This window comes from Photobacterium angustum, assembly GCF_003026365.1.
Classification (GTDB): domain Bacteria; phylum Pseudomonadota; class Gammaproteobacteria; order Enterobacterales; family Vibrionaceae; genus Photobacterium; species Photobacterium angustum.
The window spans coordinates 140,364-157,272 of sequence record NZ_PYOM01000002.1 but is presented as its reverse complement, the minus strand read 5'-3'; the positions used below and the strand labels follow the sequence as shown (position 1 = coordinate 157,272).

Annotated in this window: 10 protein-coding genes; 3 read left to right on the top strand and 7 right to left on the bottom strand. The window is 40.5% G+C overall.

The genetic code is table 11. From position 1 onward, the window contains the following. Window positions 1-28: 28 nt before the first annotated feature. Window positions 29-2,671: a molybdopterin-dependent oxidoreductase gene (locus CTN01_RS02805; RefSeq protein WP_045149504.1), complete on the bottom strand. Its 2,643-nt coding sequence runs from the start codon at window positions 2,669-2,671 to the stop codon at window positions 29-31. Window positions 2,672-3,247: 576 nt separating this feature from the next. Between CTN01_RS02805 and torC the strand changes: the two genes are divergently transcribed. Both torC and CTN01_RS02795 read left to right on the top strand, forming a co-directional pair. Then, window positions 3,248-4,426, top strand: coding sequence for a pentaheme c-type cytochrome TorC (torC, locus tag CTN01_RS02800; protein WP_045127864.1), 1,179 nt, complete (start codon window positions 3,248-3,250; stop codon window positions 4,424-4,426). A gap of 193 nt (window positions 4,427-4,619) precedes the next feature. Beyond that, a complete protein-coding gene (locus CTN01_RS02795; protein ID WP_045131928.1) occupies window positions 4,620-5,489 on the top strand; it encodes a YDG/SRA domain-containing protein in 870 nt (289 codons plus the stop codon). A 60-nt stretch (window positions 5,490-5,549) separates the two neighbouring features. On the opposite strand, the gene yccS is transcribed toward CTN01_RS02795, so the two are convergent. Then, complete coding sequence (yccS, locus tag CTN01_RS02790) at window positions 5,550-7,733, bottom strand: YccS family putative transporter (RefSeq protein ID WP_045127866.1); 2,184 nt, start codon at window positions 7,731-7,733, stop codon at window positions 5,550-5,552. A gap of 469 nt (window positions 7,734-8,202) precedes the next feature. Between yccS and helD the strand changes: the two genes are divergently transcribed. Next, window positions 8,203-10,284, top strand: coding sequence for a DNA helicase IV (gene helD / locus CTN01_RS02785; RefSeq protein WP_045149503.1), 2,082 nt, complete (start codon window positions 8,203-8,205; stop codon window positions 10,282-10,284). 81 nt (window positions 10,285-10,365) lie between these two features. On the opposite strand, the gene glpD is transcribed toward helD, so the two are convergent. The 5 genes from glpD to CTN01_RS02760 form a co-directional block, all read right to left on the bottom strand. Continuing rightward, window positions 10,366-11,910 carry a glycerol-3-phosphate dehydrogenase gene (gene glpD / locus CTN01_RS02780; RefSeq protein WP_045149501.1) on the bottom strand — a complete coding sequence of 515 codons (1,545 nt, stop codon included), beginning with the start codon at window positions 11,908-11,910 and terminating at the stop codon, window positions 10,366-10,368. A gap of 175 nt (window positions 11,911-12,085) precedes the next feature. Continuing rightward, on the bottom strand, window positions 12,086-12,868 hold the full coding sequence (locus CTN01_RS02775; RefSeq protein WP_045149500.1) for a DeoR/GlpR family transcriptional regulator: 783 nt from the start codon (window positions 12,866-12,868) through the stop codon (window positions 12,086-12,088). A 172-nt stretch (window positions 12,869-13,040) separates the two neighbouring features. Continuing rightward, window positions 13,041-14,558, bottom strand: a complete 1,518-nt coding sequence (gene glpK, locus CTN01_RS02770; protein WP_045149498.1) for a glycerol kinase GlpK — start codon at window positions 14,556-14,558, stop codon at window positions 13,041-13,043. A gap of 49 nt (window positions 14,559-14,607) precedes the next feature. Further along, the gene (locus CTN01_RS02765) at window positions 14,608-15,465 is read right to left on the bottom strand and encodes an MIP/aquaporin family protein (protein ID WP_107187863.1); all 858 of its coding nucleotides are present in this window, start codon (window positions 15,463-15,465) and stop codon (window positions 14,608-14,610) included. Between the two features lie 312 nt (window positions 15,466-15,777). Beyond that, on the bottom strand, window positions 15,778-16,758 hold the full coding sequence (locus tag CTN01_RS02760; RefSeq protein WP_045149496.1) for an alcohol dehydrogenase catalytic domain-containing protein: 981 nt from the start codon (window positions 16,756-16,758) through the stop codon (window positions 15,778-15,780). Window positions 16,759-16,909: the final 151 nt, after the last annotated feature.

Below are 16,909 nucleotides of genomic sequence, written 5' to 3'. Positions count from 1 at the left end.
GTTTTTAATTGATAGTTAAACTTATCAATTACTCAGTTTTTGCATTCTTTTTCAAGAAATCAAGAACAAGTTGACGGTCTTTATCATTTAGACCAGCACGTGGGAACATCGAGGTTGTAATACCTTTCCACTGCTTGTAAGTGAAGTCACTTGGGTGTGGTGCAGCGTGACATAAAGTACAGCTACCGTAGAACAGTTTCTCACCCGGTGATTGCTGTGGGCCTTGCTCTGCTGCAACGGCTTTTAGGCGCTTACCTAATTGTAGTGACCAGATATCCACTTGGTATTTAGACTTAACAATTTGTGGTGGCTCATACGCTTTGTTTGGTGTTAGTACATCAGTACATTTCTTGAAGTAAGCCAAACAGGTATTTGCACTGGTTGCTTGCGCTAAACCACTGGTTGTTTTACTGCTTGTAAGCATGTTGATAGAGCCTGAGTTACAACGGCCTTTTTCATCAAGCTGTAGCCATGCGCCTTCGTGAATGTAAATAACACCTGGCATTGCTTCATCAGTAATACGTGCACCCGCAAGTAATGCGCCACGTTCATTGTACACTTCAACCACATCGCCATCTTTCACGCCACGTGCTGCCGCGTCATCTTTGTTGATAAGTACGATCTGGCGACCATCAACAGACTCGTAGCTGTTCACATCAGCATTCGCCATTTGTGAGTGTAGGCGCATCCATGGGTGTGGGCTTAGTACGTGAACTTGATCTTTCTTCGCGTTACCTAACCATTCAAATGGAGGCATCCATTGCGGCATTGCTGGACACTCATTTGCTTTAAACTTCGCAAGTGTTTCACTGTAAAGCTCGATCTTACCACTTGGTGTATGAAGTGGGTTCTTTTCAGGATCTGCATAGAAATCACCATGACGAACAAAGCTATTAGCATCTTCAGGTGTTGATAGGTGCGTAATACCATTTTGCCAGAATGTTTTGAAATCATCTGTTGCATCAGAAGCTTCGTAAGATGCTTTGATGTGTTGGTACATGGTTTTACCGTCAGTAAACTCTTTATGTACGTTAAACATAAAGGCTAGACGAGAGAAGATTTCGTAATCATCTAGGCTTTCACCTACAGGCTCAACCACTTTACGCATCGCATATATCTTGTTGTTGCTGTAAGTACCGCCAGAAGTGATGTCGTCACGCTCTAGTGTCGTTGTTGTTGGTAGTACGATATCTGAGTATTTTGCTGTTGCACACCACCAAGGGTCTTGACAGATAATCGTGTCAATATTCTTGTTCAGTGCATCAATTAACTCGTTAGTATCTTGCTGGTGCGATAGTAAGTTGTTACCTGCGTTATAAATTAATTTCGCTTTTGGTAACTTAAGGTTTGCACCATCACGGGTGTATTCTTTACCTGGGTTATTCAACATGTCTGAAATCATTACAACCGGACATGTTTTAGTAATTGGGTTACGACCTTGAGATAGACCGATAGGCATACGCTTACCAGACGTTGGCATACCACCATTACCGTAGTGCCAGCTAAAGCCTGCACCTTCACCTGGTTTACCAATTTTACCTGCAATCGCTGCAAAGTTGATAATAGACCAGTGGATCATTTCACCGTGGTCAGCACGTTGTAGTGCCCAACCAGCAGCAATTTGTGTACGCTTAGTTACACAAAGTTCTGCGATTTCGACGATTTTAGCAGCAGGAAGGCCAGTAATTTCTTCAGCCCACTCAGGTGTTTTTTCAATACCGTCTTCTTTACCCATTAGGTAATCAAGGTACTTATCAAAACCAACTGTGTACTTATCTAAGTAAGCTTTATCGTTCTTACCGGTTTTACATAGGTGGTAAGACATAGCAGTAAATAGCGCAGTATCCGTATTAGGACGGATATTGATCATTTCACTGTCTAGAGCTTTATCTGTTTGGGTTTTCTGAGGGTTAATAGAGATAAACTTAATACCTTTCTCTTTAAACGCTTCCCAGTGCTTTTGCATTGAGTGGTCCGCAACACGGAATTCAATACGGTTTGTTTTCCAAGGATCACAACCAATGAATAGAACAGCTTCTGTGTTATCTTCAACGATCTTCCATGCGGTTTGTGGAGAGTACACTTCCATATCGCCAATAACGTGAGGAAGAATAACTTCAGATGCGCCTGCTGAGTAGTCACCCGCACAGATACTTTGACCGCCGATAAGGTTAAAGAAACGACCTTGTAGTGTTTGTGGACGGTTTAAACCACTGTGAGACCAACCACCGTAAGAAGAACTGAATACCGCTTCGTTACCATGTTTTTCAATTGTACGTGCAATACAGAATGCAGTTAGTGCAATGGCAGTATCCCAATCAACACGAACAAAGGGTTCTTTACCACGTAAATGCGGATTGTGATCGCCTAATGGATCTTCAAGCAGAGACTTACGTACCATAGGGTATTTAATACGAGTATCAGCGTAAGTACGGCTTAGTATACCTTTTGTTAGCATTTCAGTAGGGAATGGGTCAACGTCGTTCAGAGGTTGAACGCCAATTAACTTACCTTCTTTAACAACCGCTTTAAAAGGACCATAGTGAGATGCAGAAGGAATTACTTGCGTGTCGGCCGCAAATACTTTGCCTGCAGGAAAAAGTGTGAGTCCATTTGCAGCAATTGCGGTTGCTACTGAACCTTTTAAAAAGTTTCGACGTGATAGGGTCATGATTATATTCCGAAGACAGTCCGAGCAATAAATAAATTAACGCCAAATATGCGCCTAATATTTATTCGGTATTGATGCCTATTTTTTTAATATTTCTTGATAGGCTACACGGAAATGAGAAATATATTATAGGGTCAAATGGAAAGTAAGTTTTCAAAAAAGATGACCCAAATTTAATATGTTTAATGGTCGATATAAATCCTGGAATATTTAGCGCATTAAGCAAAGGTTAATTGAAAATCATTATCAATAAGTCAAAGTATCATATGGAATAATAATAATTGTGACAAGTGTTAATGTTTTAAGTTGTTGATTTTTATTTATTAAACTTAATTTTGTTTCAGTGGTTATTGATTCTGTTACAGACGGTAAAAGTCTATTGACAGATGAAAACCATTTAGAGCTCTAATTAAATAGAGTGAATAATTAGGCATAAAATAAAAGTAATGAATTATATTAATAATAATATTTTTTTTATTAATAACTCGCATTGCCGTATTCATATTCGACTGTTATTTTTGTTCGTAACATTTTCTTTTAACGTCACTTTGACGTTTAATTCATTTTGGACCATCAATGAAGAAGCTCTGGCATTTTCTTATTAAGCCAAGCAGTCGCTACTCCGTTTTAGCAATTGCTGTTGTTTGTGTATTAATTACACTTGCAGGCGTATTTACTTTCCACAAATCGATTGAATTCACTTCTACTAACGAGTTTTGTACTGCTTGTCACTCGATGAAGGAAAACTACAACGAATATAAAACAAGCATTCACTTTAAGAACGCTTACGGTGTTCGTGCACAGTGTCGTGACTGTCATATTCCTGAAAATAACCCAATTGCTTTCATGAAAGCGAAATTGGGCGGTATTGGTGATATTTACAGTGAGTTCATTGGTAAAGATATCGATACACCGAAGAAGTTCGAAGAAAATCGTCTACGCATGGCACAGAATGTTTGGAAGATGATGAAAGACACCAATTCAGCGACGTGTAAGAGCTGTCACTCTTACTCTGCGATGGATCATGCTAAGCAATCACCAGCAGCTGCGGCTGCAATGACAGGCGCTGCAGCGAAAGATATGAACTGTATCGAGTGTCACAAAGGTATTGCTCACCAGTTGCCACATATCAACAACGATTTCCAAGCAACGTTTAAGCAATTAAGCATTAATGCAGCGAAAGCGCCTGAAGCGACAACACTTTACTCACTAACATCTAAGCAGTTGTTTGTGAAAGATGCAGCTTCTGACGATGCTCAAGGTCAATTGTACCCAGCATCAGAAGTGAAAGTTGTTGGCCAAAGCGGTGACATGTTAAAAGTAGAACTAACAGGTTGGGAAATCAAAGGTTCAACAGCAGGTATGCTAGTTCAAGATATGGCGAAGCAAATTCAAATCGCTTCGATTGCTCCTGAACTACAAAAAACACAGAAAGTACTTAACACCCAAACCGCAACTGATGGTCAAGTTTGGCAGCAAGTACAAGTTGCAGCGTGGATGACACAACGTGACATGTTAGCAAGCATTAAACCTATTTGGGGTTACGGTAAAGAAATCCTAGATGCAAGCTGTAACCAGTGTCACGCAACGCCAGATCCAAAACACCTAACTGCAAATGCATGGGTTGATGGTCTAAAAGCAATGCAACAGTACTACAAGCTTGATAAGAACGAAGAGCGCGTACTACTTAAATATCTACAAGCTCACGCAAAAGATGCACCAGCAGAAACTGCGGCAGAGCAAGCAACTGAGTAAAATCACTTGCTAAAAAATAGATAGCTTGCGGTAACGCAACACCGAAAGGGGACCTGAGAAATCAGGTTCCCTTTTTTGTTTTATAAATGAAAGTTTTTGAAGCTGCTAATATTAAATGTATCTATAGCTAGACATGTATGTACGGGTTAATAAGATCGAAAAATGCGGAGATCTTATTTATACGTGGAGAGTTATGAGAACTTTTGGTCATATTGATGGAACGTTGATTGGTGATATTTTTGATAATCGAGTGGCGTTAGCTAAATCAGGTATCCATCCTCCGACGCAGGCTGGAATTAGTGGTGGTTCAAAAGAAGGTGCTGATTCTATAGTTTTATCTGGTGGTTATGAAGATGATGAAGACTTTGGTAATGAAATTATTTATACGGGAGCTGGTGGTCGTGATGAAAATACGGGAAAGCAAATTGCAGATCAGCAATTAATTAGAACTAATTTAGCTTTAGCTAAAAATAGATTAGAAGGATTACCTGTTAGAGTAACTCGTAGCTATAAACATAAAAGTCCATATTCTCCAAAAACAGGTTATGAGTATGCTGGATTATACAATGTAGTTGATTATTGGTATGAGAAGGGGCGATCTGGCTTTAAAGTATGGAGATATAAATTAATTTTGATTGATTCTGTACTGCCGGCATTAGATAAAGTACAAGAAGTATCAACAAAATATGGCTCGACTAAACGAACTGAAATCATAGTACAGAGAATTATTCGTGATTCAGCTATAGCGAAAAAAGTGAAGCAATGGCACAACTATCAATGCCAAGTATGTGGAATTGCAATAAATACTCTCGCTGGTTTATATGCAGAAGCAGCACATATACAGCCATTAGGAAAACCACATAGTGGTCCAGATATAGCAGATAATATTCTTTGTTTATGTCCTAATCATCATGTGATGTTCGATAACGGTGTTTTTTCTATTTCGAATAATTTCACGCTAATTGGTATAGAAGGTGAGCTTAGAACAACAACCAAACACGAAATTGGAAAACAGTTTCTTGAATATCATCGTGATCATTATTTGAATCAAAAGAAAAATTAGTTAAACAAAGGGATGAATGTTTCCATTCAGCCCTTAAGTGTTTTTTCACAATATTAAATGTTACGCAGTCACTTCTTGTTTTTTCTCTTTAGGTGCTAGCTGCTCCGCCAGTTTGTGCATTTCAGGCAGCATACGGTGAATCAAGTGAAGTTGCTGTAACACCATACGTACCGAGGTGCAGTCTTCATCACGCCATTGACCTAAACGCTGATCTAAATCGAGATCTAATGCGGGTGCCTTTTGACATGTGTTACCCGTTAGCTGTGCCGCTAAACATTCTAAGTGGGCGTGAATAATACGGTGTGCTTCAGACACTAACTGATGGGTTTTATCATCATCGAGCTGTGTTCGGTGTGCACCTAATGCCGAGATATAACTTAGCATGGCATGGTTTAAGGTTAAGAATCGGAAACTTTCATTAGCATCAATTTGGTAACGCTCAGGCTCTGCTAACATATTACTGATCGCCGTATTTAAATGGGCATCAGTATTGTGGGCATCACGACGAGCGATACGATAGCTTAAACTGTCTTTTTTACCGATTCGGTACTGACCAATAATTTGTGCTAAGTAATCTTTATTGGCATTGATAGCACCTGACATCGATTTGTGTAACCGCTTAGATTCCCAGTCTGGCAAAATAAAGGTAACGGCTAAAACAGCTAATAAACAGCCAATTAAGGTATCGCCTAAACGCGGCAGAACAACCGCATACCCTTCACCTAATTGGTTAAAGCAGAACAAGACGAGTAAGGTAATAAATGCTGTTGCCCAGCCGTATTTCACCATTCTAAAGGCAAAGAAAAGCACGCCTGCAGCAACCATCAATACCAATTGGCCTTCTTGTCCTGGGAATAAATAAAGCAGCGGAATACCTGCGAAAATACCGGCCAAAGTGCCAATAACACGTTGCCGTAGTTTTTGGCGAGTCGCGCTGTAGTTTGGCTGACAGACAAAAAGAGTCGTCAGCAATATCCAATAACCACGTTGCAGATCGAGAGCTTGAATACAGCCATAGCCTACCGTTAACGCTATTGCCATACGTATCGCATGACGAAAAAGTATGGAGTCAGTATTGAACTGGGCGCTGATACGTTTACCTAATTCTTTAAAACCATGCGCTTCGTTATCTGATAACTGAATTTCGTCACTGTCTTCATTATAGGTTGCATCAGGGTTATTGATGTTCATTAACTGACGCTCAACCGTGGCGAGGTTGTTGAATAGGAAATCGAGTTGGATTAACAGCATTTTCCATTCTGGTTTATTTTGGCTATGAAGATACTGTAATGAATCTTGCAGTTCATTTAAGGCTTTCATGCTTTTTTCATCGTGGGTGTACGATTTTCCCATTGCTAATGCAGTTGAAATATCACGGCAAGCAACGGCTTGAGAACGTAACAAACGTTGGAAACGAAATAGCACATCACTACGGTTAAAGTTGGCTGCTAAATCTTGGTAACGATAATGTGAAGAACTGGCACGTTCGTGAATATCTTGCGCCATAAAATATATCGTTAAGAATTTATCGCCTGTCGTGTTGGGTTGCCCACGTCTTGCACGGTGTAACAGGGTGGCTTTTGCTGAATTTAGCGCGTTAACGACTCGTGCGTTTTGGCTTGCTGCTTTTAATCGAAGAGGTTGTGGCACTAAGTCGGCAACAGGCTCAAAGAGTTGGCTTTTATGATCTAAATAATCGGCAAATTCGCTAAACACATTAGCAAGGCTACGTTGTACGGGTTGGTTAGGCCAAAGGATGTGCCATGTTAAGGATAAGCAGCCATACCAAAATGCGCCGCCAAGTAACAACATCGGCTGGGACCATAAATCGACACTATGATCAGCACCTAGCATGGTGTAAACCGCCAGCAATAATGAAGCAAATGCAATACTTGCGTAGCGTGATCCCATTGCACCTAACATGATGAAACAAAATGTTGAGGTGAACAGTCCTAGTGCAAAAAAGAGGGGATAAGGGAATAGGACTTCAATCGAAACTGATGCAATTAAAAAACAAAGTAAAGTGAGCGAAAGCGCTTTAATTCTACCGATCAAATTGTCATCAGTTTCAGCTAGCGCAGCAGCAATAACCCCCAGTACTAAGGGTGTTACTTCGCTATTTGAATTGTAATACCAGCAAGGTAGTACGACGCCAACTAACGCAATGAGAACACGAATCGAGTAGTTTATTCTATCGTTCACCCAGTAACGGCGAAAATTTAGATGTAACTTGTTAGTTTGCATATAGATATTAACAATCTTCTGATAAATAATTACAGAGAACGACTAGAATAACCTTGTCGTAAATTTGATCCAATGGAAGTTCTATAAATACTTAAATTATTGGGTTATCTAGCTTAGAAATCGGCTTAACGATAACAGAATTTGGTTATAGATACTTCATCGATATCTCATGAAAGAACATTCGTTTGATAAAAGCGAGCAAGTTTTGTCCATTGGTTGAACTTTACGATTGAAGCAGAATCCAAAAATACATTTGTTTGTTCTGCTAGTGGAATTAATAAGCAAATAAATCCTAGAACGCTATGGCATAACAGGAGTTATTGGTACTCTATAGCGATATAAACCCAAGAAACGTGGGTATACATCCGATCATAGGGTGATTGGACCTTTTCTATTTTAGCGGCATGTTTTTTACGCGGCTATGTTCAATATTACGCCCATATAAGAATATGGAAAAGTTGGTGAGATAATGCAATTAAGTGCCAGTTGGTTAGCACAATGGTTAGTGCAGGGTGATTATTACAGTATCGCTTTAGATGACAATTCATTGGTTTTAGATAGCCAAGTTGGCTCAGAAGTGATCTCGTTTGACGATTGGGATGGCTCAATTGAAATACATCGCGGTGTGTTATGGGGAGCGTTAGAGCTAACCTCTTCTGATCAGCAATATTGCTGGACTATTCATGGTTTGCCTTGGAGCGAATGTAAGCCGTTTGCCGCTTTTCTTATCCGCACTTATCAAGATTGGGCAAGAAATCGCGTTGATAAATTAGACGCTGTTTTACCTGAAATCTTACAGCGTATTGGCAAATTTTCATCACAGCCGGGCTATTTACGTGGCTCAGAGCATGAATCGTTACATACTTTCCTTCATCAATCGCTTGCTGATACAGATTTAACACCAGAGTTAGCGGCATCATTCCGTCCTCGTAGCTTTGAAAAGATTTCGCCTTGGCTTGAAGAACATCAAGATTGGGTTGAAGAACACAATAATACTTGGATTAAGCAGCAATCTGAAAAATGGGGCTCATGGTTTGATAGCTTTGAGCGTTCACCATTAAATGACTCTCAACGAGAAGCTGCGTTAATCAACCAAGATCATAATTTAGTACTTGCCGGTGCAGGTACGGGTAAAACCAGTGTTTTGGTGGCTCGTGCAGGCTACTTGATTGCGAGTCAGCAAGCTGTACCTGAAGATATTTTGATGCTGGCATTTGGCCGAAAAGCGGCAGAAGAAATGTCTGAGCGTATGGGTGAGAAAGTCAGCGATCGCGTTAAAGTTGCTACCTTCCATAGCTTAGGTTCACAAATCATCGCAGACGTTGAGAAAGAAAAGCCTAATGTAGCAGGTGTCGCTATTGATGCACGTGTTCGTTCAGCATGGATTGCTCGTATGTTGATTGAACAATGGAATAAATCATCGTCAGCGAGCAAATGGCAACGTCACCTTACGCAATGGCGAGTTCCGGGTTTTAGCAAAGAAAACACGATGGAACAACAGGCTGAAAATGAGCAATTGCAAGCTTGGGTTTGGCGCCATATTGAATTATTAGGTCAATCGACATTGTCGAAAGAAGCGCTAATAGAAGAAATTCAAAATAACAATAACCCTGCGATGCGCCCTCGTATGAAGAGTGAGTTAGAGTTATTGTGGCCTTGCTATCAAGCTTATCAGCAGTACTTGAAATCAAAGAAACAAATCGACTTTAACAGCATGATTGATGTTGCAACTCAATATGTTAAAGAAGGTAAGTTTATATCACCTTGGCGCTTTATTATGGTGGATGAATATCAAGATATTTCACCACAACGTTTAGCGCTGATTGAAGCATTATGTGGTCAGAAAATAGAAGGTAAGTCGACACCAACCTTGTTTGCCGTTGGTGATGATTGGCAGGCTATTTACCGTTTTGCGGGAGCTGATGTAAACCTTACGACTGACTTTGAAGGACGTTTTGGTTCATCTCATATCACTGAGCTATCAACGACGTATCGCTTTAATAGCATGATTGGTGAAGTGGCAAACTTGTTTATTCAACAAAACCCAAGCCAAATTAAAAAGCAGTTAACCAGCTTTACGAAACAAAGTAAGAAAGCGGTTACCTTGCTTGATAGTGATTTAATGCTGCAAGATTTAACCCGCTTAGCCAAACTTTATGATAATAAAGAAACGAGCGTGATGATCTTGGGTCGTAATAATAAGCAGAAACCAGCTAAGTTTGATGACTGGAAAGCACAGTGGCCGCAACTTAACTTGGTATACATGACATGCCACGCGAGTAAAGGGCGTGAAGCTGATTATGTATTTATTGTCGATGTTAACAAGGGTATTTTCCCGTCTCCAGATCGTGAAACAGGTTTAGCTGCTGTGATGCAACCACGTACTGAAAACTATACTGATGCTGAAGAGCGCCGTTTGTTCTATGTTGCGTTAACACGTGCGCGTAAACATGTATGGGTATGTGCTGGTTCACATAATACATCTTCTTTTATCAATGAGTTAATCGAAGATAAGTACCCTGTAAATAATAAGATTAAACGTATTAAGTAATTATGTGATTATTAAAAAACCGACCTATTAAAGGTCGGTTTTTTTATTTCTGTAAAAGTAAGTTATGGGCTTTTATCGTTATTAGCCGACTTTATGAAAACTAACGATATTGTTTGATGGAGCATTGGCATCGATATACTCTTTGACCTGTAATTGCTGCTCATCGGTTAGATATAACCCTAATTTAGTTCTGCGCCATAAGAAGTCGTCGACCGTCTTCACATGTTCATTAGCGATAACATAATCAATTTCTTTTTGGTAAACACCATCAGCAAATTGAATGCCCATATCGTCAATGCAAGTTACATCTGCTAGCATCCTAAAGCAGTAACTTCCAAATTGTTTTACATAACGTAGTGCTTGTTTATCACTTAGCCATGGATAACGGCTTTGTAAGCTTTCTGCGAGTTGTTTTCGTGAGCAGCTAAAGTTTCCACCTGGTAGGGCTTGATTGGCTGTCCATGATTTGCCCATTTGTGGGAAGAAAGGTTCTAGGTGTTTCATCGCCGATTCTGACAGCTTTCTGTAGGTCGTTAACTTGCCACCAAAAATTGAAAGCAAAGGTGCTTGGTCGAGCTCTTGCTCAAGTTCTAATGTGTAATCACGTGTGATTGCTTGTGGTGAATTTGATTCATCATCACACAGCGGGCGAACCCCACTAAATGTCCACACCACATCTTCTCGGTCGAGTTGATCAACAAAGTGTTGGTTTACAATATCAATGAGGTAGTCGATTTCAGTTTCATCAATCGCTACATGACGAGGATCGCCTTTGTATTCTAGATCTGTAGTGCCAATGATCGAGAAGTCATCAAGGTAAGGAATAACAAAAACAATACGGTTATCTTTGTTCTGAAGAATATAGGCTTGCTCTTCATTATGAATTTTTGGTACTACAATGTGAGAGCCTTTGATCAAACGAATGTTACGAGGCGATGGCGTTTCTAAACCGTTATCAAAAAATTGTTTAACCCAAGGTCCCGCTGCATTAACAAGCGCTTTGGTTCGTCGCTCAAAGTGCTCACCTGTACGTTGATCAACCATGGTAACGCGCCAAATATCACCTTCTCTTACCGCGCTTTCAACTTTGCAGTAGTTGGCAACTTCGCCACCATTTTCTTCAATAGCCATAATGTTTAATAGCACTAAACGCGCGTCATCAACCCAGCAATCAGAGTACTCAAAACCAACTTTCATTTCTGGTTTAAGTAAACCAGATTGTGCCAGATTAATTTTTTTACTCGCAGGTAAGGTGGTTCGTTTGCCTAAATTATCATAAAGAAAAAGACCACTTCGAATCATCCAAGCAGGGCGTAAAAAAGGGCGATGAGGAAGACGGAATCGCATCGGCTCGGCAACATGAGGCGCTTTTTTTAAGAGCACTTCACGTTCAGCAAGTGCTTCGGAAACAAGGCGAAACTCATAATGTTCAAGGTAGCGTAGACCACCATGAATGAGCTTTGAACTTGCAGATGATGTGGCAGAGGCAAAATCATTTGCTTCGTATAAAGCAACATTTAAGCCTCGACCAGCCGCATCTGCTGCAATGCCAGCACCATTAATACCGCCACCGATGACGATGATATCGAGAAGAGGGGTTGCGCTATTGTTTTTAGTGATATCCATAAAACGACCTTAAGAAATGAGCAAACGAACATAAGAGAGCATGATTTAAGCATAACTTAAGTTTCGTTTGTGATCATTTATTGTTTTCGTTTATTGTTCGTTTTTGCTCGTTTATGTGATTTGTATAAAAAAATGCGCTTTTTTATTGAATTAGTTTTGCGATTGTTAGCATGTTTTACTCATCAAGATCATGCTCGGATACCACCTCAATTTGTAACTGATGTTCATTAATAATTGAAAGAATATTTTCAGGTGGGAGCTGATCGGTAAAGAGTGCATCCACTTGCGAAATACAGCCCAGTTTGACCATTGCATTTCGACCAAATTTAGAGTGATCCACTGCAAGAAATACTCGGCGGCTATTTTCAATAATGGCTTTTTTTACGCGTACTTCATGATAATCAAAATCGAGTAAAGAGCCGTCATTATCGATACCACTTATGCCTAAGATGCCGAAATCTAGTCGAAATTGCTGGATGAAATCGAGCGTGGCTTCACCAATAATGCCACCGTCATGATCACGAACTTCACCGCCTGCGAGAATAACTTTAATTTCTGGGTTAGATAACAAAATCGTTGCTGCATTTAAGTTGTTAGTTACAACACGTAGTTGTTTGTGTTGGACACACAGTGCACGTGCGACAGCTTCAGGTGTGGTGCCGATATCAATAAACAGTGATGCACCATCAGGGATATGTTTAACAAGACTTGCGGCGATTAAGTCTTTCTCGCTGAAATTAAGTGATTTACGGGTAATGTAAGAGGTATTTTCAGAGCTAAGTGGCGTCGTTGCTCCACCGTGATAGCGACGAATTTTATTGGCGTCGGCGAGTTCGTTAAGATCGCGGCGAATCGTTTGAGGGCTGACGTTAAAACGTTCGACTAACTCCTCGGTACTGACATAGCCCTGCTTTTTCACCAGCTCTACAATTTCTTGGTGTCTTGGTATTTGTTTCACTAAAAAGTTCCCTGTTTTACTTGGCATTGCCAGATATACATTTAAATATAATGATATCTATTGTGCTTTAATTTTCCTTTTCATAGAAGTGATTCAATTCTCTTATCTGTATTCAAATAAAAAAGAGCGTTACAAAGAACGCTCTTTTCTCTTTTATTCGTTTTATGAATAATTAATCTTCGCAATCATGCATTTCTGCCCATGTTTGCGCGCATTTAACTGCGCGTTTCCAACCTTTATAGCGTCGCTCACGCTTATCATCACAAGCGTGGGGACTGAAAGTGCGGTTAATTTCGGCTTTATCTTTTAGCTCATCAATATTATTCCAGAATCCGACAGCTAAACCAGCAAGGTAAGCAGCACCTAGTGCGGTGACTTCGGTAACCTCTGGACGCTGAACTTCGGTATCTAATACATCAGACTGGAATTGCATTAAGAAGTTATTGGCAACGGCGCCCCCGTCAACTTTCAATGCGGCAAGCTGAATACCTGAATCCGCTTTCATGGCGTCAATGACATCACGGGTTTGATAAGCAATACTTTCAAGCGTTGCGCGAATAATATGGTTCGAATTCACGCCTCGGGTTAAGCCAACAATTGTACCGCGTGCATAAGCATCCCAATATGGTGCACCTAACCCCGTAAAGGCTGGCACGACATAAACACCGTTTGAAGTATCAACCTTAGTGGCAAAGTACTCGGAGTCTTTGGCATCAGCTAATAGCTTCATTTCATCACGTAACCATTGAATGGATGCGCCACCCATAAATACAGCACCTTCAAGTGCATAGGATGCTTCACCAGATGGACCACAGGCTAATGTAGTGAGTAGGCCATGAGTTGATGATACTTTTTCTTGTCCTGTGTTCATTAACAAGAAACAGCCAGTTCCGTAGGTGTTTTTAGCTTGTCCTGGCTCGACACACATTTGACCATATAAAGCGGCTTGTTGATCGCCTGCAATGCCCGCAATTGGAATACGTGTACCGCCTTTACCACCAATATTGGTTTGACCGTAAACTTCCGATGAGCGTTTAACTTCTGGCATCATAGAAGCAGGAATACCTAAGTCATCGAGCAGTTTTTGATCCCATTCAAGGGTGTTGATATTAAATAACATGGTACGAGAGGCGTTGGTGTAATCTGTTACATGAACGCGTCCTTGAGTCATTTTCCATACTAGCCAAGTATCAACAGTACCAAACAGTAATTTACCAGCCTCAGCATCTTCTCGCGCTCCATCAACATTATCTAAGATCCATTTTACTTTGGTACCAGAGAAATAAGGGTCAAGGACAAGACCTGTATTCTCGCGTACATATTCTTCTAAACCACGTTGTTTTAATTCTTCACAGATTTCTGCTGTACGACGACACTGCCATACTATGGCGTTATAAACTGGCTTACCCGTTTCTTTATTCCAAACAATGGTGGTTTCCCGTTGGTTCGTAATACCGATTGCTGCAATTTGATCGCTTCGTATACCTGATTGACCAAGTACTTCGACTAAGGTTGAACTTTGGGTAGCATAAATCTCTAGTGGATCATGTTCAACCCAACCCGCTTGAGGATAAATTTGGGTAAATTCTCTTTGTGAGACACTTACGATATTGGCATCGTGGTCAAGAATAACTGCACGAGAGCTTGTTGTACCTTGGTCTAACGCTACGATGTATTTTGGATCGTTCATGTTTTTGTCCTTTGTTTCAAACTATTATAATTATACTAGGAAGTAGAGGTTAAACTTGTGTGCGAGCTTCTTCTTCTATATTTTTGTCACATTGATTTGGAATTGTACAACCTTGCCCTTGTTGAGGCAGATGCGCTGCAATAACTTTAGGGTATAACCAACCACCAAAACAGGCGCCAGCAATAGGGGCAAAAATCGGCACAATAAAATAAGGAATATCAAGACCACCTGTCAGTGCTTTATCCCACCCCGCTAAATAGGCAAACAACTTAGGGCCAAAATCACGCGCTGGATTCATAGCAAAACCTGTTAGCGGACCTAAAGAGCTACCAATTACGGCGATTAAAATACCGATAAGTAATGGGTTTAAAGCGCCACGGGATGCGCCGTTATTTTCATCACCAAGTGCTAAAATGGCAAACATCAATATTGCTGTAATCACAAACTCAACAGCAAAAGCACCAAAAAAAGAAATTCCAGCATGAGGGTAAGTCGAGAAGATCCCTGCGGTTGCTAATGCTTCATTACTGCTTCGTACAAATTGATGGGTAATTTCATATTGGGTAAATAAGTTGCTATATAGGGCGTAGATAAGCGCAGCAGAGCAGAAAGCCCCCAGGACTTGACTAATAATATAGGGAGCGACTTTCTTTTTATCAAAACCGTGAAATGCAGCAAGAGCGATAGTAACGGCTGGGTTAATATGTGCGCCTGACACGCCGGCGGTGCAATATATGGCAATAGTAACACCTAATCCCCAGATAATACTGACTTCCCACTGGCTGTAGCTAGCGCCTGTTAATACTAAAGCAGCGACACAGCCGACACCAAAAAAGATTAACAGTCCTGTACCGATAAATTCAGCGATACATTCCCCGAGTAGGGAGGGGTGTTTCGTTATTGTCATTTTTATTATCCTTATTATTCACGTCGAAGGTTATTGGCTGGGAGCACGGCATATCTTCTACAATATTCGACATTACGAAAACAAAGAAACATTAAAAATGCGCGTTCGAGCATTAAATGAAAATAAAATGTATTTGTTTTGTTAAATGGCTCATGTTTTTAAACGAATAAATTAATGAAAAAACATAAAAGGAAAGACGTTATGCGTATTTATATCTTTTTTAAGGTATGAAGTGGCGGGTATTGATAAATTATTCGTAATAAAAAAGGACTCATATGAGTCCTTCGTTTTTGTTCTATTTAAAAAGCTTAGTTAGGAATTAACATAAACAATCACTTTACCGCTATGCTTTTTATTTTGAATACCAATCAGTGCGTCAGAAAGATTGGTAAAGGGAACGATTTTTTCTACCATACTTTTAAGCTCACCATCAGCGACAAGTTCACTGAGTTTGTTTCCTATATCTGCAAGATGAGCAATATGCTCTGGCGCTCCGTGGGCATAGGTGCCATGTAATGCCACTTCATGAATACTTAATGCTTTAGTCGTCGCTAATAGCGGCACTTGAGTGAACTGATCGGCGACCATCACAATATGTCCGTTATAACGGATTAGCGCGCTCATAAGGCTACCGGAACGTGCTGATACACAGTCTATGACGCCATGCAGCATTTGATCTTCTGTTAGGTTGATTATTTCGAGGGCAACATTTTGCTCAGGCGAAAGTACCGCATCAAGTCCATAACTTAATAAACGTTGGTGATGTTGACGTTCGGCAATCGCATAAACCTTAGCCCCAGCTTTTTTTGCGAGTTGCGCTGCAAATCCACCGACTCCACCACCTGCTCCTGTAATCGCTATACGTTGACCCTTCTGGACTTGTAATTTGTCGTGAACGGCTATCCATGCACTGTATCCAGCACAGGGTAAGGCAGCAGCATCAGTGAAAGATAAGGTAATAGGAATACGACTTGCGGCAGAGGCTTTTACGCAGGCATACTCGGCAAATCCACCTGCAGTTCGAGGATCGGCAAAGAAGATAACTCTGTCACCGATTGAAAATTGTTTTACATTCTCGCCTATACTTTCAACCGTTCCCGCAACATCTAATCCGATTATTTGAGGATAATTCCATGTTGCGTAACCCCACTCTGTTAATTTGTAATCCATGGGGTTTAACCCTACAGCCGCGACTTTTATGCAAATTTCGTCTGCGCTAGGGGTAGGCTTATCGGTTTCTTCGAGAGATAGTGCGCTTATTCCATTTGGCTGTTTTAACATCCACGCTTTCATTGGCAACTTCCTCTACTACATATAATCTATTTAACAATATAACGCATTACATGTATTTTCGTCATTTAGTTGAAGTAATTGTGCCAAAACGGAAGTAATTTCAATTAATTGTTATTCTCCTCGCAAAGGTGAGGCTATTTGAGCCTTTTAC

Bases quoted from the DNA above. Each gene is read 5' to 3' on its own strand.
- CTN01_RS02805 (WP_045149504.1), bottom strand. From the start codon at position 2,671: ATGACCCTATCACGTCGAAACTTTTTAAAAGGTTCAGTAGCAACCGCA.
- torC (WP_045127864.1), top strand. From the start codon at position 3,248: ATGAAGAAGCTCTGGCATTTTCTTATTAAGCCAAGCAGTCGCTACTCC.
- CTN01_RS02795 (WP_045131928.1), top strand. From the start codon at position 4,620: ATGAGAACTTTTGGTCATATTGATGGAACGTTGATTGGTGATATTTTT.
- yccS (WP_045127866.1), bottom strand. From the start codon at position 7,733: ATGCAAACTAACAAGTTACATCTAAATTTTCGCCGTTACTGGGTGAAC.
- helD (WP_045149503.1), top strand. From the start codon at position 8,203: ATGCAATTAAGTGCCAGTTGGTTAGCACAATGGTTAGTGCAGGGTGAT.
- glpD (WP_045149501.1), bottom strand. From the start codon at position 11,910: ATGGATATCACTAAAAACAATAGCGCAACCCCTCTTCTCGATATCATC.
- glpK (WP_045149498.1), bottom strand. From the start codon at position 14,558: ATGAACGATCCAAAATACATCGTAGCGTTAGACCAAGGTACAACAAGC.
- CTN01_RS02765 (WP_107187863.1), bottom strand. From the start codon at position 15,465: ATGACAATAACGAAACACCCCTCCCTACTCGGGGAATGTATCGCTGAA.
- CTN01_RS02760 (WP_045149496.1), bottom strand. From the start codon at position 16,758: ATGAAAGCGTGGATGTTAAAACAGCCAAATGGAATAAGCGCACTATCT.